17 protein-coding genes and 1 riboswitch are annotated in these 20,897 nt (G+C 73.6%); of the genes, 9 read left to right on the forward strand and 8 right to left on the reverse strand.

Annotated features, from left to right (window positions below; all coding sequences use genetic code 11):
• Window positions 1–246: 246 nt before the first annotated feature.
• From LIX60_RS17580 to LIX60_RS17590, 3 genes are all read right to left on the reverse strand, one after another.
• Complete coding sequence (locus LIX60_RS17580; RefSeq protein ID WP_227959292.1) at window positions 247–987, reverse strand: MBL fold metallo-hydrolase; 741 nt, start codon at window positions 985–987, stop codon at window positions 247–249.
• Window positions 987–2,072, reverse strand: a complete 1,086-nt coding sequence (locus LIX60_RS17585; RefSeq protein ID WP_227959294.1) for an S-(hydroxymethyl)mycothiol dehydrogenase — start codon at window positions 2,070–2,072, stop codon at window positions 987–989. The genes LIX60_RS17580 and LIX60_RS17585 overlap by 1 nt, the downstream gene beginning before the upstream one ends.
• 247 nt (window positions 2,073–2,319) lie before the next feature.
• Window positions 2,320–2,895: a TerD family protein gene (locus LIX60_RS17590; protein WP_019711265.1), complete on the reverse strand. Its 576-nt coding sequence runs from the start codon at window positions 2,893–2,895 to the stop codon at window positions 2,320–2,322.
• Between the two features lie 197 nt (window positions 2,896–3,092).
• Between LIX60_RS17590 and arfB the strand changes: the two genes are divergently transcribed.
• Window positions 3,093–3,530: an alternative ribosome rescue aminoacyl-tRNA hydrolase ArfB gene (gene arfB, locus LIX60_RS17595; protein ID WP_125625793.1), complete on the forward strand. Its 438-nt coding sequence runs from the start codon at window positions 3,093–3,095 to the stop codon at window positions 3,528–3,530.
• A gap of 413 nt (window positions 3,531–3,943) precedes the next feature.
• Window positions 3,944–4,291: a hypothetical protein gene (locus LIX60_RS17600; RefSeq protein ID WP_227959295.1), complete on the forward strand. Its 348-nt coding sequence runs from the start codon at window positions 3,944–3,946 to the stop codon at window positions 4,289–4,291.
• Window positions 4,292–4,553: 262 nt separating this feature from the next.
• Here LIX60_RS17600 and LIX60_RS17605 read toward each other — a convergent pair whose 3' ends face one another.
• A complete protein-coding gene (locus LIX60_RS17605; protein WP_227959296.1) occupies window positions 4,554–5,105 on the reverse strand; it encodes a flavin reductase family protein in 552 nt (183 codons plus the stop codon).
• Between the two features lie 295 nt (window positions 5,106–5,400).
• Here LIX60_RS17605 and cdgB point away from each other — a divergent pair, with 295 nt between their 5' ends.
• Complete coding sequence (gene cdgB, locus LIX60_RS17610; RefSeq protein WP_227962810.1) at window positions 5,401–7,071, forward strand: diguanylate cyclase CdgB; 1,671 nt, start codon at window positions 5,401–5,403, stop codon at window positions 7,069–7,071.
• 352 nt (window positions 7,072–7,423) lie between these two features.
• Complete coding sequence (locus tag LIX60_RS17615; RefSeq protein WP_227959297.1) at window positions 7,424–8,449, forward strand: carbohydrate-binding protein; 1,026 nt, start codon at window positions 7,424–7,426, stop codon at window positions 8,447–8,449.
• Window positions 8,450–8,579: 130 nt separating this feature from the next.
• Here LIX60_RS17615 and LIX60_RS17620 read toward each other — a convergent pair whose 3' ends face one another.
• Both LIX60_RS17620 and nagA read right to left on the reverse strand, forming a co-directional pair.
• The gene (locus LIX60_RS17620) at window positions 8,580–9,632 is read right to left on the reverse strand and encodes a PfkB family carbohydrate kinase (RefSeq protein ID WP_227959298.1); all 1,053 of its coding nucleotides are present in this window, start codon (window positions 9,630–9,632) and stop codon (window positions 8,580–8,582) included.
• Between the two features lie 181 nt (window positions 9,633–9,813).
• Window positions 9,814–11,103, reverse strand: coding sequence for an N-acetylglucosamine-6-phosphate deacetylase (gene nagA, locus LIX60_RS17625; protein ID WP_227959299.1), 1,290 nt, complete (start codon window positions 11,101–11,103; stop codon window positions 9,814–9,816).
• A 914-nt stretch (window positions 11,104–12,017) separates the two neighbouring features.
• Here nagA and LIX60_RS17630 point away from each other — a divergent pair.
• From LIX60_RS17630 to otsB, 3 genes are all read left to right on the forward strand, one after another.
• Window positions 12,018–13,235 (forward strand): extracellular solute-binding protein, encoded by a 1,218-nt coding sequence (locus LIX60_RS17630; RefSeq protein WP_227959300.1) that lies wholly within the window; start codon window positions 12,018–12,020, stop codon window positions 13,233–13,235.
• A gap of 305 nt (window positions 13,236–13,540) precedes the next feature.
• Entirely contained in the window at window positions 13,541–13,798 is a 258-nt protein-coding gene (locus LIX60_RS17635; RefSeq protein ID WP_227962811.1) for a DUF3263 domain-containing protein, read from the forward strand.
• 421 nt (window positions 13,799–14,219) lie between these two features.
• Window positions 14,220–15,086: a trehalose-phosphatase gene (otsB, locus tag LIX60_RS17640; protein ID WP_227959301.1), complete on the forward strand. Its 867-nt coding sequence runs from the start codon at window positions 14,220–14,222 to the stop codon at window positions 15,084–15,086.
• A gap of 504 nt (window positions 15,087–15,590) precedes the next feature.
• Here otsB and LIX60_RS17645 read toward each other — a convergent pair.
• Both LIX60_RS17645 and LIX60_RS17650 read right to left on the reverse strand, forming a co-directional pair.
• Window positions 15,591–17,045 (reverse strand): trehalose-6-phosphate synthase, encoded by a 1,455-nt coding sequence (locus LIX60_RS17645; protein WP_227959302.1) that lies wholly within the window; start codon window positions 17,043–17,045, stop codon window positions 15,591–15,593.
• 581 nt (window positions 17,046–17,626) lie between these two features.
• On the reverse strand, window positions 17,627–18,592 hold the full coding sequence (locus LIX60_RS17650; protein ID WP_227959303.1) for a glucosyl-3-phosphoglycerate synthase: 966 nt from the start codon (window positions 18,590–18,592) through the stop codon (window positions 17,627–17,629).
• Between the two features lie 178 nt (window positions 18,593–18,770).
• A riboswitch (SAM riboswitch) is annotated at window positions 18,771–18,926 on the forward strand.
• A 17-nt stretch (window positions 18,927–18,943) separates the two neighbouring features.
• Between LIX60_RS17650 and thrC the strand changes: the two genes are divergently transcribed.
• Complete coding sequence (gene thrC / locus LIX60_RS17655; RefSeq protein WP_374117874.1) at window positions 18,944–20,299, forward strand: threonine synthase; 1,356 nt, start codon at window positions 18,944–18,946, stop codon at window positions 20,297–20,299.
• Window positions 20,296–20,571 carry a MoaD/ThiS family protein gene (locus tag LIX60_RS17660; protein WP_043462920.1) on the forward strand — a complete coding sequence of 92 codons (276 nt, stop codon included), beginning with the start codon at window positions 20,296–20,298 and terminating at the stop codon, window positions 20,569–20,571. The genes thrC and LIX60_RS17660 overlap by 4 nt, the downstream gene beginning before the upstream one ends.
• Window positions 20,572–20,897 lie beyond the last annotated feature (326 nt).

Here is a 20,897-nt window from a genome sequence, read left to right on the forward strand (position 1 = left end):
GCGGGGACCCGTCCCGTCCCGGCCCGGCCCCCGGCCGGAGCGGACCCGGACGGGCAGCCGGAGCGGACCCGGACGCGCGCCACCGCCCGCAGCCCGGATCACAGACGGCCCGCGACAGACGGCCCGCGAAGCCCTCCCACACCCCTTCCCCGCGCTCGTGTGACCAACAGCGGCCGTACCGCGGCCGTACCGCGGCGGCACGCCCGACCGGCCCCGCTCCCGCCCGCCCCGCCGCCGCCGTGCGTCTCAGTGCCCGCGCGCGATCCACTCCTCCAGCTGCGGTGCCTCGTCCCCCACCGTGGTGGGGTCGCCGTGCCCGGTGCGCACCACCGTCTCCGGCGGCAGGGTCAGCAGCCGGTCCCGGATCGAGTCGATGATCGTCGGGAACGAGGAGTACGAGCGCCCGGTGGCGCCCGGCCCGCCCCGGAAGAGCGTGTCGCCGGAGAAGACGGTGCCCAGCCCGGCCGCGTACAGGCAGACCGCCCCGGGGCTGTGCCCGGGGGTGTGCAGCACGCGCAGCTCCGTGCCGGCGACGGTCAGGGTGTCCCCGTCGGCGAGGGGGCCGTCGGGCCGGCGGTCCGGATGCCGCATCTCCCACAGCACCCTGTCGTCGGGGTGCAGCAGGATCGGGGCGCCGGTGCGGTCGGCCACCTCGGGCGCCGCGTCGATGTGGTCGTCGTGGCCGTGTGTGCAGACCACCCCGAGCAGGCGGCGGCCGCCGACCGCGGCGAGGACGGCCTCCGCGTCGTGCGCCGCGTCGATGACGTACACCTCGCGGTCGTCGCCGATCAGCCAGACGTTGTTGTCCACCTCCCAGGTGGAGCCGTCCAGCGAGAAGGTGCCGGAGGTGACGAGATGGCTGATCCGCGCCCCGCCGGGCGAGGGCGCGCCGTCGCCGGGGGCACCGGAGGAACCGGGGGCACCCGAGAAACCGGGGGAACCGGGGGAACCGGGGGAACCGGGGGAACCGGGGGAAGCAGCCGCCATCAGAACACCACCACCGAGCGCAGCACGTCACCGCGGTGCATCTTGTCGAACGCGGCCTCGACGTCGCCCAGTCCGATGGTCTCGCTGACGAACGCGTCCAGGTCGAGCCGCCCCTGCCGGTAGAGGTCGATGAGCACGGGGAAGTCCCGCTCCGGCAGGCAGTCCCCGTACCAGGACGACTTGAGGGACCCGCCGCGCCCGAAGACGTCGAGCAGCGGCAGTTGCAGCACCATCTCCGGTGTGGGCACACCCACCAGGACGACGGTCCCGGCCAGATCGCGGGCGTAGAAGGCCTGGTGGTACGTCTCCGGGCGGCCCACCGCGTCGATGACGACGTCCGCGCCGAAGCCGCCGGTCAGCTCCTGGATGCTCTTGACGACGTCGGCCGTGCCGGCGTGCACGGTGTGGGTGGCGCCGAGGCCGGTCGCCCACGCCAGCTTCCGCTCGTCCAGGTCCACCGCGATGATCCGCGAGGCGCCGGCCAGCCGGGCGCCCGCGACGGCGGCGCTGCCGACCCCGCCGCAGCCGATGACGGCGACCGTGTCGCCGCGCTCCACCTGCCCGGTGTTGAGGGCGGCGCCGAGGCCCGCCATCACACCGCAGCCGAGCAGCCCGGCGGCGGCGGGGGAGGCCGAGGGATCGACTTTGGTGCACTGGCCGGCCGCGACGAGGGTCTTCTCGGCGAACGAGCCGATGCCCAGCGCGGCCGTGAGCACGGTGCCGTCGGCGAGCGTCATCGGCTGCGTGGCGGTGTGGGTGTTGAAGCAGTACCAGGGGCGGCCGCGCTTGCAGGACCGGCAGGTGCCGCACACCGCACGCCAGTTGAGGATCACGAAGTCGCCCGGGGCCACGTCGGTGACGCCCTCGCCCACCGTCTCCACGATTCCGGCCGCCTCGTGTCCGAGGAGAAACGGGAACTCGTCGTTGATTCCGCCGTCGCGGTAGTGGAGATCGGTGTGGCAGACCCCGCAGGCCTGCACCCGCACCACCGCCTCGCCGGGCCCGGGATCCGGCACCAGGACCGTCTCGACCCGGACCGGCTCTCCCTGGGCATGAGCCACGACGCCACGCACTTCCTGAGCCATCCAACCGCCTCTCTCTCACCGTTCGGCCGCCCCGTGCTCCACTCGTACCCGGCGGGAGGGGCGTCCAACGGCCCGGCGGACGGTGTCCGGCCGGTCGGCCGTACGGGGGGTGGGCGAGCGGGGCACGCGCAGCGGCCCCCGGGGGCCGGTGACCCGGCCGGGGGCCGCTGCGTTCTCCGCGTCCGTGCCGTTCGGCGGGCCCGTTACCGGGGCCGGCCGAGGCGCGGTCAGAGGTGGAGGCCGCGGGTCAGACGTTGACCCCGAAGTCCTGCGCGATGCCGGTGAGACCGGAGGCGTAGCCCTGGCCGACGGCGCGGAACTTCCACTCGGCGCCGTTGCGGTACAGCTCGCCGAAGACCATGGCGGTCTCGGTCGCGGCGTCCTCGCTCAGGTCGTAGCGGGCGATCTCGGAGCCGCCGGCCTGGTTGAGCACGCGGATGTAGGCGTTGCGCACCTGGCCGAAGTTCTGGCTGCGGGCCTCGGCGTCGTAGACCGACACCGGGAACACGATCTTCTCGACCTCGGCCGGGAGCCCGGCGAGGTTGACGTTGATCTGCTCGTCGTCGCCCTCGCCCGCGCCGGTGCGGTTGTCACCGGTGTGGACGATGGTCTGGTCCGGCGTGGCCTTGTTGTTGAAGAACACGAAGTGGCCGTCGGAGACGACCCTGCCCGCCGCGTTGACCGCGATGGCGCTCGCGTCGAGGTCGAAGTCGGTGCCGGTCGTGGTGCGGACGTCCCAGCCGAGGCCGACCGTGACGGCGGTCAGGCCCGGTGCCTCCTTGGTGAGCGATACGTTGCCGCCCTTGGACAGGCTTACAGCCATGGGATGTCCCTTTCATCGAAGTGTGTCGGGCTTCGCCCGGAGGTGAAGCCACCGTCATCCTCCACAACGCGGGGACGGCCCCGCCGGGTTCCAGCCGCTTCCGCTTCGTTACGGTTCCGCGCCCCGGCCGGCGGAGGGAAGGCGCCGGCCGGCCGGGGCGCGAAATGGAGGTGACGGCCGCCGCCGGGCGGGGGATCATGGCACATGTGTCCGGTCCCCATGTCATCCGCGGTTCGGTCTCCCTCCCGGAGGCCGAGCTCAAGTGGCGTTTCTCCCGCTCCTCGGGACCGGGCGGCCAGCATGTGAACACCAGCGACAGCCAGGTGGAGCTCCGCTTCGACCTGGCGGCGACGGAAGCGCTGCCGCCGGTGTGGAAGGAGCGGGCGCTGGAGCGCCTCGCCGACCGGCTGACGGACGGCGTGCTCACCGTACGGGCCTCCGAGCACCGCTCGCAGTGGCGCAACCGGGAGACCGCGGCCGTCCGGATGGCCTCCCTCCTTGCCGAGGCCACCGCGCCGCCGCCCCGCCCGCGCCGGAAGACGAAGATCCCGCGCGGCGTCAACGAACGACGGCTGCGGGCCAAGAAGCAGCGCGGCGACACGAAACGCGGCCGCAGCGGCCGCGGTTGGGACTGACCTCACCCCTGGCCTCACCGGACCGCCGGACCGCCGGCCCCGGTGGCCTCTCCGGCCGCGACCGGCCCGTTCCCGCCCCGGCAGCCGTGGGGAATCACGCTCGCACGGCGCCGCCGGACCCGCACTCCGGGAATTCCCGTATTCCGCCGATCGGCGGATGGAATCAGCGGATCGGCGGACTTCCGTCCTGCCTGAATTCCACCTTGAGAACGGGTTGTTGGGGGACTCAATTGCGGTCGGTGGACAGGGGTGAAGCAGGTGTAAGAGCCGTCTCCGGGCAGATGTTCGGCCATCCGTATGAAGTCCTCGATCGATGTGGAAATTCCCTGTGTCGGTTAAGCGGAAGAGCTGCTGAGGCAGTGATAGAACTCGATCGGCCCTTCCAACGGGGAAGGCGGAAAGTGGAGAACAATATGCGTACAACAGCCAAGCTGTCGTTCCTGTCGCTTGCCGCGGCTGCCATGATCGCGGGCTCCGCGACGTCTGCCGCCGCCAACGACGGCTACGACGGTGGTTACAAGATCAAGGACGTGGTGGCGCTCGCGCAGAACTGCGGCAACACCGCGCAGCTGGCGCCGTTCCCGCCCGAGGCTGAGCAGACGTCCGGGCAGAACCAGACCATCTGCCAGATCGGCGAGGAGAACATCGCCGTCAACTACGCCCCGGAGACCGAGACCGAGACCTTCACCACCGGTGCCAGTGACGCGGTTCTGCTCAGCCTGATCGGGCTCCTCACCCCGGTGGCAGTGCCCGCGGTCTGACCAAAAAGTAGCTCGCACCAACGTCATTCCGGCGTGAAGGCCAGTATCCGGCCTTCACGCCGGAATGCGTTTCCGTATTTCGGGGAGGGGTGGGCGGGTTTGACCGGGACGGCCGGTCCGTATGAACGGGTGAATTCCGCCGCGTCACCCGTTTGCGGCGTCCGCCCGCGGCTCGGAAACAATCGCCCGGCCCCCGGCCTCTCGTCCTCGCGCTACCGGAATGCACGCCCGAACGCGGCCGTCGGCCGGCGGCCTGCGCCGCTCAGCCCAGCCGCCGGTAGCGTCCCCGGAAATAGGTGAGCGGCCCGGCGCCGTCGGGCCCCAGCCGGGTGCCGATCACCCGGCCGATCACCAGGGTGTGGTCCCCGGCCCGGACGCGCTGCTCCGTACGGCACTCCACGGCGGCCAGAGCGCCGTCGACGAGCAGTGCCCCGGACGCCTCGCCGCGGGTGTGCGGCGCATCCCGGAAGAGCAGTTTGTCGCTGATGCGGCCTTTCATCGCGAATCGCCCGGCTGTCTGCCGCTGACTCTCGGAGAGTACGGAGGCGGCCCAGAGCGGCTGCCGTTCCAGCAGCTCCTCCATGCGGGAGTCGTTGCGAACGCTCACCATCGCGAGTGGGGGGTCAAGTGACACCGACATAAAGGCCGTCGCTGTCATGCCCACGTCCTCCCCGTGGGGGCCCTCCTCCGGGTCGCGGGTCGTCACCAGCACCACGCCGGCCGTCAGGCGGGCCATGGCCGCACGGAACTCGTCGTCACTCACCCCTTCAGGATGAGGGATGATCGCTGCGGGGGATGAAGGAGTCTGCTGCACGTGCGCACGCTATCCGGGTGCACGAGGCGCCCACATCGGGCGCGGGGACCGTCCTGGACCTAGGTCGCCCGGCGGATGCCCGCCCCGGGGATTTGCGTTCAGGAAGGAATCGGCAGGGCAGACGGCCCGTCACCGGCGCAAGCGTCAATACACCGAAAGATCATGTGACATGAGTCACAGCAGCCGGGAATTGTTGACCCTGTGTACCGGGTGGGCAGCTCGCTGTGATTCAGTGGCCGTGGAATCAGACGACAAGATCCTGGAGTTGCTGTCGAGGTCTCGGGGAGTGCAATCGATGGAGGCCGAGTCGGAACCGTACGTCCGTCTTGCGACCCTGCGGCAGCTCCACCGTGTCGTCGCGGACCTGAACACCGCCCGCAGCCTGGCCGACACCCTGCAGGCCGTCGCCGACGGAGTCATCACCGGCCTCGGCTACGAGCTGGCCGCCGTCAACCTCGTCCAGCCCGACGGTGACCTCGTCGTCGCCGCCGTGTCCGGCAGCGCCGGCGCCGAGGCGCTGCTCGCCGGCCGCGTCGGCTCGCGCACCGCCTGGGAGCGCCGCCTCTCCATGGGCACCCGCTGGGGCGAGCTGCGCTTCATACCGCACACCGAGGGCTGGATCCTCGACGACGACGACGTACCGCAGTGGCACAGCGGCGGCCCCCAGCCGCGCTTCGCCGACGAGTGGCACCCGGGCGACCGGCTGCTCGCCCCGATGTACTCCTCCAGCGACGACCTGCTCGGCGTCATCGCCGTCGACCGGCCCCGCAACGGCCGCCGGCCCGGCCCCTGGGGCCGCGAGGCCCTGCAGATGTACGCCTTCCAGGCCGCCATCGCCATCAGCAACGCCCGGCTGCGCGCCAACATGCAGCGCGCCCTCGTCCGGCTGGAGCGCGAGCAGCAGGCCCTGCGCGCCAGCGAGGAGAGCTTCCGCCAGGCGTTCGAATACGCGCCCAGCGGCATGGCCATCGCCGAGATGGGCGGCGACCAGCACGGCCGGCTGCTCCGCGCCAACGACGCCCTCTGCCGGCTGCTGGCCCGCCCCGCCTCCGCGATGCGCCGCTACTCCTTCTCCGACCTCGTCCACCCCGACGACATCGGGCTGCTGCTCCGCACCTCCGCCGAGGGCGGCCGGGCCGAGCTGCGGCTGGCCCGGCGCGACGGCAGCTATGTCTGGGTCTCGCTGCGCAACTCCGTCGTCGCCGACGCGGCCGACGGGCCGCGCTTCCTGCTCACCCACGTCGAGGACATCGAGGAGCGCAAGCGGCACGAACTGCAGCTCGCCCACCGCGCCAGCCACGACGCCCTCACCGGCCTCCCCAACAGCGCCGAGCTGCGCACCCGGCTCTCCGCCCGGCTCTGCGACCGCCCACCCTCCCGGGACGGCGATACCTACGCGCTGGACGGTGCGGCCGGCAGCGCCTACGGACCGGCCGCGGGCGTCGAGACCGACGAGAACGGCTTCCGGACCGACGGCTTCGACGCCCCCTTCGGCCCGCCGGGCAGCGCCTTCGACAGCCACGTCCACACCGTCGCCCCGGCCGAGGAGCAGCCGGACGACGGCACCAAGGGGCTCGCGGTGCTCTTCTGCGACCTCGACGGCTTCAAATCGATCAACGACCGGTTCGGGCACCACACCGGTGACGCCGTCCTCATCGAGGTCGCCCGGCGGCTGACCAACGGCGTACGGGACGGCGACACGGTCGCCCGCCTCGGCGGCGACGAGTTCGTCGTCCTCGCCGACGGCCTCGGCCGCGCCGACGCCCAGGACCTGGCCGTCCGGCTGCGCAACGCGATCATCCCGCCGATCCGGGTGGACGGGCGCGCGGTGCGGGTGGGGGCGAGCTTCGGCATCGGCTGGGCCGGCTGCGGGATGTCCGCCGAGGAGGTCCTGCAATCGGCCGACCAGCGGATGTACGTGGAGAAGCGCTCCCGGGCGGGGCGCGCCCACCGCCGCGCGGGGTGACCCCCCGCCGGTTCCGGGGGCGCGTGCCCGGTCCCGGCCCGTCCGCCGCCGGTACGGAACGGGCCGGTACGGGTGGTACTGGACACATCCGGACAGCGCCGCACGCCCGCGAGCGGGGCTTTTGCGGGCCGCCTCCCGCGGCGCCCCGGCGAGCGGCGACGGACCGGGAACAGTGGCCGTGGTGAGCGGGTAGGCTCGATCGATCGGCCGCGGGCCGAGGTAACGCGATCGTGAACATTGACCATCCGGACAGCACAGGCCTTATCCGGGCCGCCCCGCCGCTGATAGGAGCTGTCCAGGCGCTGTGGACGCGGCGCCGGTGGTCCGGAAACCAGTTGGGGAGTGACAGGGGATGACGGCCGGCAACAACGGCGCGGGCACGCCCGAGAACGACGACCCGTTCGCCTACCTCTACCGCTCGGAGGGCGGTGACGGGGGCGGGAACGGCGCGGCGGACGGCGGAACCGCTCAGTACGGCCGGCCCGCGGCGCAGCCCGGGGTCCCCCGCACCTCGTACAACCAGGTACACCGGGTCGGGGAACGCCAGTACGGCGGTCAGCAGGCCGCTCAGCGGCCCGGCTACGGACCCGGCGCCGCACCGGCGGACCAGCCGACCGCCGCCTACGCGCAGAGCCCCCACACCTCCTACGCCGCCCCCGAGACCCTGCCCGGCGGCGCCCCGCCGCGCCGCGCCGCGCCCGCCGGCCACGGAAGCCGCGGTGTCCGCGGTGGCGGCGGCCGCGGGCCCAACAGCCAGGGGCTGCTGATCGGGGCGATCGCCGTGGTCGCCGTGGTGGTCATCGGCATCGTCATCGCCATGCTGACCAACGGCGACGGCGACGAGGGCAAGAAGGAGGCCGGCAGCTCGGAGTCGCTCCCCGCCGACGGCGGGCAGGACCAGCCGGCGGACGAGGACAAGGGCGAGGGCGAGGGGGAGAAGGAGACCAAGCCCTTCTCCTCCGACAAGTTCGACGCGGTCGGGATGAAGACCGCCGGCGGTGCGACCGTCGCCAACGACGTGGAGGGCGCCCGGTCCAAGAGCGGGGCCTATATCGCGGGCATGAACCAGCCCGGCGCGACGGCCACCTGGCGGATCGACGTGCCCAAGGCGGGCAAGTACACCTTCTACATCGGCTACGGCGTGCCCGGCAAGGACACCAAGGCCACGCTTCTCGTCAACGGCAAGGACCGTGAGCAGGAGCTGAAGAACTGGGCGAACGCCAAGGAAGGCGAGTGGGACAAGGGCTGGACCACCACCTACTCCTACGTGAACCTTACCAAGGGCACCAACACCCTCGACCTCACCTGCGGCGAGGGCCAGGGCTGCGAGTTCAACCTCGACTGGGTGCAGCTCAAGGAGGGCCACATCAAGGACTGAGCCCCGCCCGCTCCGCGTACTCCGCCCGCCCCGCGCGGGCCCGGCTCAGGGTTTTCCGTCCGCAGGAGTTCTCGTCGCACCGGCCGCCTCGGGATCCGTTCCCCGGGGCGGCCGGTGCGTTTCCCGGGCGTCACAGGGGGTGTTCGGTGGCCTCGATGTCCGGCAGCAGGCGCGTGTACGCGGCGTGGTCGAACTCGCCGGGCCCCCGGGCGGTCGCGGCCGCCGCCGAGAGGGCGACCGCGCGGCTCAGCCGCTCCGGCCAGGGCAGACCCTCGGCGAGGGCGGAGAGCAGTCCGGCCACGGCCGCCTCGCAGGCCCGGGTGGGGTCGCCGCCGGGCGGCCGGGGCGGGGCCGCGCGGCGGCTGCCGTCCGCCGTGGCGACGAGTACGCCGTCACCGCCCAGCGAGGCGGCCACGGCGCGGGCGCCCCGCCGCCGGGCCTCGTGCGCGGCGGTGACGGGTTCGGCGAAGCCGGTGAGCGCGGTCAGCTCCCCGGCCGTCGTCGCGACGAGGTCGGGGCGGGCGGCGATGCCCCGGCGCAGCGGTTCGCCGTGGGTGTCGAGCAGGACCGGGACGCCCGCGGCCTGCGCTGCCCGCACCAGGGTGGCGTAGCTGCCGACCGGGAGGCCCGGGGGCAGGCTGCCGCAGAGGGCGACGGCGTCCGCGCCCGGGAGGAGCCCGGTGAAGGCCGTGTGGAAGGAGTCCCATTCGGCGCGGGTGACGACCGGGCCGGCCTCCTTGAGGCGGGTGACCTCGCCGGTGGCGGTGTCGACGACGCCGATCGTGCGGCGGGTGGAGCCGGAGACCGGGGTGAGAACCTCCTCGACCCGGCCGGGACCGGGGGCCCCGGGGGTGTCCTCCGCGCGGTCCGGGCGGCGGCCGCCCCCGTCCGCGTCCCCGTCGCCCTCCCCGTCCTTCTCCTTCTCGCCGTACCGCTCCCTTCCGTACCGCTCCGTTCCGTACTCCTCGGCGAGCAGCCGGCGCAGCACCTCGCCGGTGGGTCCGCCCGCGAAGCCCGTGACGACGGTGCGGTGGCCGAGCGCCGCCAGCAGCCGGGCCACGGTGACGCCCGTGCCGCCCGGGCGTTCGATGGTCTCGGTGACCCGGTGAGCGGTGCTCGGGGTGAAGCGGGGGACGCGGTAGGTGATGTCCAGGGCGGCGTTGAGCGTGACGGTGATGATCACCTGGTCCCCCTTCTCTCCTCTGGGTCCGGCGCGCTGGGATGGCGTGCCCGGTCGGCCGAGTCGAGCCGGTCGCTCACTCGTGCGGGGGTGATCATGCCAAAACAGCGGCGGCCGGCCCAGTGTGCCGAACCGCTCGCCGCAGCCTGGACGACGGGTGCCGGGGAGTCAACGGCGCGGGGAATCAGTCCACTTCCGGCTCAACCACCCATTCCCCGCGGCGCATGACGCCGGCGACCGCGAACTCCGCGTCGAGGACGACCAGATCGGCGTCCTTGCCCGCTTCGAGCGAGCCGACGCGGTCCGCCACGCCCAGCAGCCGGGCCGGATTCTCCGACAGGGCGCGGACGACGTGCCCGACGGGGAGGCCGCCGAGGGTGACGGCCCGCCGGAAGGCGGTGTCCAGGGTGAGCGTGGAGCCGGCGATGGCACCGCCCTCGACGAGCCGTGCCACGCCGTCCCGCACCTCGACCTCCAGTCCGCCGAGCGGGTAGCGGCCGTCGCCCTTGCCCGCCGCCGCCATGGCGTCGGTGATGAAGGCGACGCGGCCGGCGCCCGCGCGGCTGAAGGCGAGGCCGACCACGGCCGGGTGGAGGTGCACGCCGTCGTTGATCAGCTCGACGGTGACCCGCTCGTCCTCCAGGAGGGCGGCGACGGGGCCGGGGGTGCGGTGGTGCAGGCCCGGCATGGCGTTGAAGAGGTGGGTGGCCACGGTGGCGCCCGCGTCGACGGCCTCGGCGGTGGCCTCGTATCCGGCGTCGGTGTGGCCGACGGCCGCGATCACGCCCAGGTCGGCGAGGAGCCGTACGGAGTCCAGGCCGCCGGGCAGTTCGGGCGCGAGGGTCATCATCCGGGCGGTGCCGCGGGCCGCGTCGATCAGCCGTTTCACGTCTCCCGGCTCGGGGTCGCGGAGCAGCCCCGGGTCGTGGGCGCCGCGGCGGCACGGGGCGATGAACGGGCCCTCGAAGTGAATGCCCGCCAGCTCGCCCTGCTCGACGAGCTCGGAGAGGACGGCCGCCTGCCGGACGAGGTCGTCGAGGCGGTCGGTGACGGTGGAGGCGGCCATGGTGGTGGTGCCGTGCCGCCGGTGGGTGGCGGCCACGGCCAGCGCCTCCTCGGCGGTGCCGGCGGAGAAGGAGGCCCCGCCGCCGCCGTGGACGTGCATGTCGACGAAGCCGGGGACGATCCAGTACCCGGTGAGGTCCAGGGTGGTGGCGTCGGCGGCCGTGCCGGGGGCGGTGCGGGGGGCGGCGCCGCCGGCCGGGCCGGCGGGGCCGTCCGGCGGCACCGGACCGGTGGGGCCGTCCGGTCCGGCCGCTCCGGCCGGGGTGCCGCCGGGGAGGCGCGACGGGCGCGCGGGGTGCTCGGCGGCGGCGTCCGCGATGACGGTGCCCTCCACGACCAGCCGTCCGTTCTCGACGACGCCGGACGGCAGCACCACACGGGCGCCGGTGAACACGTGTTGAGTCGCCATCAGGTGGCTACCTCCGCGGAGAGGGGGACGCGGGCCGGCGGGCCCGCGTCCGGGCGGCCCGCGGCGTTCCCCGGGGCCGCCGGGACGAGGTGGGGGAGCGGTCGCCGGCCGGCCCGGCCCCGGGTGCGGGCCGTGCCTCCGGCCCGGGGCGGAGTGGCTTCCGTCCCGGTGCCGGGCGGAGCGGGGGCGATGGCAGGTCTCACGGAAACAGTCTCGCCCGGATGGCACCGACAGGTCTAGTCCACTTACCCTCGTAGAGTAAAGCGTTCGTATAACGGACGGCGGTGTCCGGTCCGATGCCTTATGCGCGATTCCGTCCGCCGGTGCGGAGCGCCGGTGCGGAGCCGGTGCGGCAGCCGCAGCTGCCCGATGGGCCGGTCACGGCCGGGGGCACCGGATCGGCACGGCATGAAGACAGTGGGAAGAGACCGAGTAGACACCGGGAAGAGATCTGGCAGGACCGGCAGGACACCGGCAGGGTGCGGGGAAAGCCGCGGACGGTGCGAACGGTGCGGGCGGGGCGGATGGTGCGGGAGAGGAACCGTCAGACCCCAAGCGGCGCGGGCAAACCCCGCCGGGCCGCTGCCGGCCGGAACCGGGGGCGGGGCCGGGTGCGGACCGGGAGCGGACCGGGAGCGGACCGGAGCGGAAGGCCCGGCGCGGCGCCGGGCGGGGCCGGCCGGTAACCGGTCGAGGACCGGCCGAGGACCGGCCGAGGACCGGCCGAGGACCGGCCGGGACCCGGAAGCGGCCGGACGGCAAGCGCACGACAGCCGGAGGGCGGCCGCACGGCGGCCTGACATCAACCGGGCAGGAACCGGACGAAAAACCATGAACAAGAAGCAAGACAGAAGGCGGTATCGGTAGTGCGACGGCGGTACTCGGGACTCCTCGCGGCGGCTGTCGCGACGGCCATGACCCTCACGCTCTCCGGATGCGGAGGCTCCGGCGGCGAGGTCACCCTCCGGCTGGTCGCCGCCGACTACGGCGACAGCGAGGCCAACACCTCCCGGAGGTACTGGGACCAGCTCGCGGCGGACTACGAGTCCAGCCACCCCGGTGTCTCGATCGACATCAGCGTCTACAGCTGGGCGGAGGTCGACAAGAAGGTCGCCGACATGGTCAAGCGCGGTGAGGAACCGGACATCGCGCAGATCGGTTCCTACGCCGACTACGCCGACCGGAACAAGCTCTACCGCGCCGACGAAGTCCTCTCCATCCCCACCCAGGCGGACTTCCTCCCCAAGCTCGCGGAGGCCGGCGAGTTCCGCCGGGTGCAGTACGGACTGCCGTTCGCCGCCAGCACCCGGCTCTTCTTCTACAACAAGGCCCTCTTCGCCGAGGCCGGTATCGAGGAGCCGCCGCAGAGCTGGGCCGAACTCCAGGACGCCGCCGAGGCGTTGAAGGACGCCGGGGTGGAGACCCCGTACGCGCTGCCGCTCGGCCCCGAGGAGGCGCAGGCCGAGACCATGCTGTGGTCGCTCAGCGGGGGCGGCGGCTTCGTCGACAGCGTCGGCTCGTACACGCTGGACTCGCCCGAGAACATACGGGCGTTCGAGTGGCTCCGCGACGAACTCGTCGGCAAGGGCCTCACCGGTCCCGGGGACCCGGCCGCCCTCAACCGCCAGGACGCGTTCGACGCCTTCGCCCGCGGCGAGGTGGGCATGCTCAACGGCCACCCGACGCTGATGCGGCAGGCGGAGAAGGAGGGCGTCGAGTTCGGGACGGCGCCGCTCCCCGGCAGGACCGGCGCGGCCGAGGCGACGATGGGCGTCAACGACTGGCTCATGGCCTTCAAGAAGAACGGCAACCGGGAGCAGATCGGCGACTTCCTCGACTACGTCTACAGCGAGCCGAACGCGCTGGAATTCGCCGACCGGTACGACATGCTGCCCGTCACCCGCTCCGCCTCGGAGGCCATGCGCGCCGACGAGAAGCACGAGCCGATGCGGGAGTTCCTCGACCAGCTCCCGGAGGCCGTGCACTATCCGTCGAACAAGACGACGTGGGCGTACGTCAGCAAGACGATCAAGCAGGAGATCGGTTCGGCGGTGGCGCGCGACGGCGATCCGAGCGGGGTGCTCTCGCGGATCCAGCGCGACGCCTTCGCCACGGAGAACGCCGCCCGCTGAGGGCTCCGCCTTCCGCGGCCGGGGCAGCGGTACGGGTCTCCCGGGGCCGGGTCCTTCGGTTCGGGTCGTTCCGGTTGGGGCCCGTTCCAGTTGGGGCCCGTTCCGGTCTGGGCCCGTTCCGGTCTGGGCCCGTTCCGGTCGGGGTCCGTTCCGGTCGGGGTCCGGGCCCCTTCCGGTTTGGGTCTCCTCCGGCCCGGGACGCGTCCTCCGGGGCCGCTCGCCCGGGCGGGCGGCGCGGGCCGGCCGGGGCGTCGGCGGGGGCCGTTATGTTGGACGGTGTGAACGAGACCGGAGACGACGAGGCGGTGCCCGAGGGCGGCGGTGACCGGGGCGGCGCCCAGGGGCTGACCGACCGTGACCGGGCCGTCCTCTCCGTCGAACGGCGTTCCTGGCCGGGGCCCGGAGCCAAGGAGCGGGCGATCCGGGAACAGCTCGGGCTCTCCCCGACCCGCTACTACCAGCTCCTCAACGCCCTGCTCGACGATCCGCGGGCGCTGGCCCACGATCCGGTCACGGTCAACCGTCTCCGCCGGGTGCGCGAGGAGCGGCGCGCTCGCCGCTGAGGCCGGTTCGCCTTTCCGGGCGCGGAGCTCTTCTCCCGCGCTGGGCGCGGGGTGCCACCCTCCCGCCCTGCCCGTTGCTGCTCATCCCTCCTGCGGGCAGGGTGCCGGGAGCGGCCCGGGTTCATGTGGTGGGTGGAGCCGGGGAGGCGCTTCCCGGTGCGGGTGCGCAGTTCTGTTCCCGCGCTGCGCGCGGGGGCGTGACGGTGGACCGGCGTCCGAGGAGCGCCCCGATGTGGTTCCCGCGCTGCGCGCGGGGCGTGACCCTCCCGCCCTGCCCGTTACTGCTCATCCCTCCTGCGGGCGAAGAGCCGGGTGACCCTCGGACGCGGTTCGTGCGGCCCGTGCGGCAGTCGGAGGAAGGCCGGGATGGCCGGAAAGGCGGGGCGTCGGGGGCGCCGCCGGTCCCGGTAGGCTCGGCCGCATGGGCAGTCATCCGCATCCCCTGCCGGCCCCTGTCACCGACGCCGGGCGCGACGGTCTCGCCGCACTGCTGGAACGGCCCGAACGGGCTGTCGTGGCCCTCGACTTCGACGGCACCCTCGCACCGATCGTGTCCGACCCCGAACAGGCCCGCGCCCACCCCGGTGCCGTACCGGCGCTCGCCCGCCTCGCGCCGCTCCTCCGTTCGATCGCCGTGATCACCGGCCGCCCCGCCGACGTCGCGGTGCGGAACGGCGGTTTCAGCGGGGTCCCCGGGCTGGAACACCTCGTCGTTCTCGGCCACTACGGCGCCGAGCGCTGGGACGCCGTCAGCGCCACCGTGACCGCCCCCGAGCCGCACCCGGGCGTCGCCGCCGTACGCGCGGAACTCCCCGGGGTCCTCGACCACAACGGGGCCTGGAAGGGAACGTGGGTCGAGGACAAGGGCCGCGCCGTGGCGGTGCACACCCGCCGGGCCACCGATCCCCAGGCCGCCTTCGAGCAACTGCGCGAACCCCTCGCCGCCCTGGCCGAGCGGCACGGACTGATCGTCGAACCCGGCCGGATGGTGCTGGAGCTGCGCCCGCCGGGGATCGACAAGGGCGTGGCGCTGACCGAGTACGTACGGGAGAGCGGGGCCGGTGCTGTCCTGTACGCCGGGGACGACCTCGGGGACCTGGCGGCCTACGCGGCGGTGGACGAGCTGAGGTCGGACGGCGTGCCCGGACTGCTGGTGTGCAGCGCGGCCGCCGCCGGGGAGGGCGCCGAGGAACTGGCGGAACGGGCCGATGTGGTGGTCGACGGCCCGGAGGGGGTCGTGAACCTCCTCGACGCCCTGGCCACCGCGGTGGCGGAACAACAGGGCTGAGACCGGCCGGCCCGGCCGGAGGCCGGAGGCTCTGCCCGGCAACTCCGCTTGGTGCCCTTCCCCGGCGGCGCCCCCTGCCGGTGCTCCTGCCCGGCGACTCCGCCTGGCGCCCCTGCCTGGCGGATTCGCCCCGGCGCCAGGAAGCCCCGGCCCCTGCCGTTTGCCCGCAGGACGATGAGCAGTAATGGGCGGGCGGGAGGGTCGCACCCCGCGCGCAGCGCGGGGAAAACGGCGCCGCGGACGCCGGACTACCGCCCTCGCACCCCGGACCGGCGCACCCCGGACCGGCGCACCGCGGACCGGCGCACTCCGGACCGGCGCGAACCCCGGCCCGAACCCGGCGCAACGAAGCAAGCCCCGCGCCCCTGCGCGAACCCGCCCCGCGCCCGGCGCGAACCGGCCATCCCGCGCGGAACCCCGCACCCGCGCGGCCCCGGCGCACCCGGGTCCGGATCACCCCGGACCTGCGACCTGTGCGGAACCCCGCGCACCCCGCGCCCCGGGCTACAGCGCGTTCAGCTGGTCCAGGAACCACCGCTGGGGCGGGAGCGAGGACGCCGCGGCGGCCAGCCGTTTGGTGCGTTCGGCGCGTTCGGCGGTCCCCATGCCCAGGGCGGTGTCCAGGGCCCGGGCCGTGCCCGACACGTCGTAGGGGTTGACCGTCACCGCGTCCTCGCCGAGCTCCTCGTACGCCCCGGCCTCCCGCGAGAGGACCAGCGCGCAGCCCTCGTCGGAGACAAGCGGGATCTCCTTGGCGACGAGGTTCATGCCGTCCCGGATCGGGTTGACCAGGGCCACGTCGGCGAGCCGGTACGCGGCCAGGGAGCGGGCGAAGTCGTCCTCGACGTGGAGGATCACCGGCCGCCAGCCGTCCGTGCCGAAGGTCTCGTTGATCTCCTCGGCGACCCGGGCGACCTCGGCGGTGTAGTCGCGGTAGACGGCCAGGTCCTGCCGGGAGGGGTAGGCGAACGCGACGTGCACGACGCGCCCGCGCCACTCGGGGCGGTCCGTCAGCAGCTCGCGGTAGGCGAGCAGGCCGCGGACGATGTTCTTCGACAGCTCGGTCCGGTCGACCCGGACGATCACCTTCCGGCCGGGGCCGATCTGCTCGCGCAGGATCGCGAGCCGCTCGTCGACGTCCGGCCGCCGCGACCGCTCGCGCAGGAAGTCGGCGTCCGCGCCCAGGCCGTGCACCCCGACGCGGGTGGCCGGCGGTTCGCCGAGGAGGTCGGTACAGCAGGCGGTGAAGGCGTCGGCCCAGCGTTGGGTGAGGAAGGCCGCGCGGTCGGCGCCGAGGATGCCGCGCAGCAGCTGCCGCCCGATGTCGTCGGGGAGCAGCCGGAAGTACTCCGGCGGGGCCCAGGGGGTGTGCGAGAAGTGGCCGATCCGCAGGTCGGGCCGGCGTTCGCGGAGCATTCCGGGCACGAGGCAGAGGTGGTAGTCCTGCACGAGGACGGCGGCGCCCTCGGCGGCCTCCTCGGCCAGCGCGTCCGCGAAGGCCGCGTTGTACGCCTCGTAGGCGGCCCACTGGCGGCGGAACTCGGCGTCGAACACCGGCTCGAACGGCGTCTGGTACAGCATGTGGTGCACGAACCACAGCACCGAGTTGGCCACGCCGTTGTAGGCGGTGGCGAAGACGTCCGGGTCGATGTCCAGCATCCGTACCGTCTGGCCGCCGGTGTCGGCGGGGTCGAGATGCCCGCCGGTGCGGCGCACGGCCTCGCGGTCGCCGTCGCCGAGGGCCGCGCAGACCCAGACCGCGTCGCCCTCGACCGCCGAGAGCCCGGAGACGAGCCCGCCGCCGCCGCGTTTGGCGACGAGAGCGGGGGCCGGCTCCGCCCCGGACCCGCCGTCACCGCCGTCACCGCCGTGACCCGGTGGTTCCTGCCCGGCGAGGCTGTACGAGACGGGGCCGCGGTTGGACGCGACGAGTATGCGGGCTGCCTGCTCAGCGACCATGACGCGAGCCTAGCCCGACCGTGATCCGCTCAAACGTGCGTTTCCGCACCCCGGCCGAGTCCGGCCGGAAGATGCCGCCCCGGGGGCGGGCGGGCCGCACCGGTGCCGGGGGCACCGGCGGTACGGGCACGGGCCGCACCGGGGCGGGCGGCGGCACGGGTACGGGCACCGGCACGGGCCGTACCGGCACCGGGACCGGCGGCACGGGCACGGGCACCCGCACGGGCGCCACCGGCACGGCCCGCCGCACCCGGACCGGCACCGGCCCGGAGAGACCCGCCGGGTCCGGCCGGATCCCGCCGCCGCTGCCGCCACTGCTGCCCCCGCCGCCCCCGCCGCGCCCGGCGGACCGGGACCCGTGCCCGCCGCCTCGCGCCGGCACCACCGGGCCCCGGCCCGGCGGGAGCGGCGCGCCGTGACGGGCGGCCGGGACGGCGGCCACCGCCGCGTCGGCGGCCCCGGCGGCCCGGGTCATGCCGGGACCCCGCGCACAGCGCCGCCGCCGGGCGCCACGGAGCCCGCCCGGCGGCCCGCCGTCGGCCTGCCCGGTCGCCCGCCCGGCGGGCGGCTCCGCGCCGGCCTCACGCCGCCCTCCGGCGCTGCCGGGCCGTGTACTCCGGGATGGTGCACATCGGAGGCCGCTCCTCGGTGGTCACCTCGTGCACGGTGGGGCTGAAGAGCCGGTCCGAGCCGCGGTCGAACTGGGTCAGCACGGGGCGCACGAGGTGGCCGCGTTCCAGCCGCCGCTGGGCGGTGCTGTAGATCGTGGCTGCCATCCGCCCGAGCGCCTGTCCGTCCTGGTTGCGGTGGTGCCGGACGCCCACGTCCACCTGGGCGAGCGCCTCCAGCCCGGCGAGTTCCAGGGTGTCGACGAGCATGCCCAGCTCGACGCCGTAGCCGACGGGGAACGGCAGCCGCTCCAGCAGCGTTCTGCGGGCCGCGTACTCGCCGCCCAGGGGCTGGACGAATCCGGCGAGCTGCGGCCAGTGCAGATTGAGCAGCGGGCGGGCCACCAGCTCGGTGACCCGGCCGCCGCGTTCGCCGCCGCCGCTCATCGGGCGGTCGTACATGGCCTTGACCAGGTGCAGGCCGGGATCGGTCAGCAGCGGCCCGACGATGCCGGAGACGAACCGGCAGTCGAACTCGCGCAGGTCCGCGTCGACGAAGCAGACGATCTCCCCCTCGGTCACCAGCAGTGACCGCCACAGCACCTCGCCCTTGCCGGCCGCGACCGGTATCCGGGGCAGGACGGAGTCGCGGTGCACGACCCGGGCTCCGGCCTCCGCGGCGACCCGGGAGGTGCCGTCGGAGGACCCGGAGTCCATCACGACGAGTTCGTCGACGAGCGGGGTCTCCCCGGACATCAGTTCGCCGCGTATCGCCTCGACGATCGCCCCGACCGTAGCCTCCTCGTTGAGGGCGGGGAGAACGACGCTGACCGTCCCGGAGGCTCCGGCCGCCCGTTTCGCGGCGCGCAGAGCATCGAGCGGACGTTCGGAGGCGGACCAGGAGTGCCGGTCCAGCCAGAGCTCCACCTCTTCCAGCACGTGATCGTCTCCCTGCCTGTTCGGGGATGCCGCCGCCCAGCAGCGGCCGCATCTCGCGGTTCGGACGCCTGCCTCCACAGTCCGAGCCTTCGGTTACAGTCTTGAACAACACGCGTGACCACCGCATCTCGGGGGTGGTCGGCGCCCACAAATGCCCGGGCCCCGCCCGGCGCCATACCGCTCATCCAGAGGGGCAGAGGGAACGGCCCGTTGAAGCCCCGGCAACCCTCCCGCCGGTCTCGGTCCTCCGACGCACAGCGTCCGGAGCGAGGCTCCCGGTGGGGAAGGTGCCAATTCCGGCTCACGGCGAGGTACGCCGTGAGGAAGATGAGGAGAAAGGGCCTCGCCTGCATGGCTGTGCACACCGTTGGAACAACGGACACCACCGAAACCACCGGAAACGCCGGGAACACCGGCTCCGCCGCCGGGAACCCCGGACACCCCCAGCAGCCCGGCCGGGTCGATCTCGGCCCCGCCGCCGCCCTCTCCTGCCGCGAATGCGGCCACCGCACACCGCTCGGCCCCGTCTTCGCCTGTGCCGAGTGTTTCGGCCCGCTGGAGGTCGCCTACGAGCTGCCCGCCGGTGACCCGGAGGCGCTGCGCGAGCGGATCGCGGCGGGACCCGACAACATCTGGCGTTACGCTCCGCTGCTGCCCGTCCCGGCGGATGTCGCGGAGAAGCCCAACCTGAACCCCGGCTTCACCAAGCTGATCAAGGCCGACCGGCTCGCCCGCGAGCTGGGCGTCACCGGCGGGCTGCACGTCAAGGACGACTCCGGCAACCCCACCCACTCCTTCAAGGACCGGGTGGTGGCCATCGCCGTCGAGGCCGCCCGCGCCTTCGGCTTCACCACCCTCTCCTGCTCCTCCACCGGCAACCTGGCCGGCGCGGTGGGCGCCGCGGCGGCCCGCTCCGGCTTCCGCTCCTGCGTCTTCATCCCGCACGACCTGGAGGCCGGCAAGGTCGTCATGGCCGCGGTCTACGGCGGCGACCTGGTCGGCATCGAGGGCACCTACGACGACGTGAACCGCTTCTGCTCGGAGCTGATCGGCGACCCGATCGGCGAGGGCTGGGGCTTCGTCAACGTCAACCTCCGCCCGTACTACGGCGAGGGCTCCAAGACCCTGGCCTACGAGATCTGCGAGCAGCTCGGCTGGCGGCTGCCGGACAACCTCGTCGTCCCCATCGCCTCCGGCTCCCAGCTCACGAAGATCGACAAGGGTCTGAAGGAGCTGATCGCGCTCGGGCTGGTCGAGGAGAAGCCGTACAAGATCTTCGGCGCGCAGGCCGAGGGCTGCTCCCCGGTGTCCCGCGCCTTCAAGGACGGGCACGACGTGGTGCGCCCCGTGAAGCCGGACACCATCGCCAAGTCGCTGGCGATCGGCAACCCGGCCGACGGCCCGTACGTCCTGGACATCGCCCGCCGCACGGGCGGCGCCGTCGAGGATGTGAACGACGAGCAGATCGTCGACGCCATCAAGCTGCTGGCCCGCACCGAGGGCGTCTTCGCGGAGACCGCGGGCGGTGTCACCGTCGGCGTGCTGAAGAAGCTCATCGAGACCGGGCAGCTCGACCCGGCCGGTGAGACCGTCGTGCTCAACACCGGTGACGGCCTCAAGACCCTGGACGCGGTGGCCCCCACCACCGGTCCCTCCGCCACCATCCGTCCCACCCTCGCATCCTTCCGAGAGGCAGGCCTCGCATGAGCGTCACCGTCCGAATCCCGACCATCCTGCGGACCTACACCGGCGGCAAGGCCGAGGTGGAGGCCGAGGGCGCGACGCTCGCCGAGGTGCTCGCGGACCTGGAGAAGAACCACCAGGGCATCGGCGCCCGCGTGCTGGACGACGCCGGCAAGCTGCGCCGCTTCGTGAACGTCTACGTCAACGACGACGACGTCCGCTTCGCCGAGGGCCTGGAGACGGCCACGCCGGACGGCGCGGGCGTCTCGATCATCCCGGCGGTCGCCGGCGGCTGAGCCGCCGCACCGGGGCGGTCCGGAAGCGGATCACCCGGTGGACCCACCCTGCGTCACCGCGATTGCCCCCTCCGTCAAAGAAACGGAGGGGGTAATTCCGCGTCGTTGAGCACGGTACAGTTGGTCCGATCCCCTTCCGGCATCCGCCGACCGCAGACGAGAACGCGACAACCTGTGTCCGAAGGACGAGGGCGATTTGTCGCGCAGGTCCGTCATGCCCGGTCCGGGTTGCCCCGGATTTTCCGTGAATCCCCCGGAAGCTCCTTTCCGGCCGCGGCTGAATTCTCGTCCGATTGACCTGTTGCAGAGGGCAGTTGGGCAGATAC

The organism is Streptomyces sp. S07_1.15 (assembly GCF_020739505.1).
GTDB classification, from domain to species: domain Bacteria; phylum Actinomycetota; class Actinomycetes; order Streptomycetales; family Streptomycetaceae; genus Streptomyces; species Streptomyces xinghaiensis.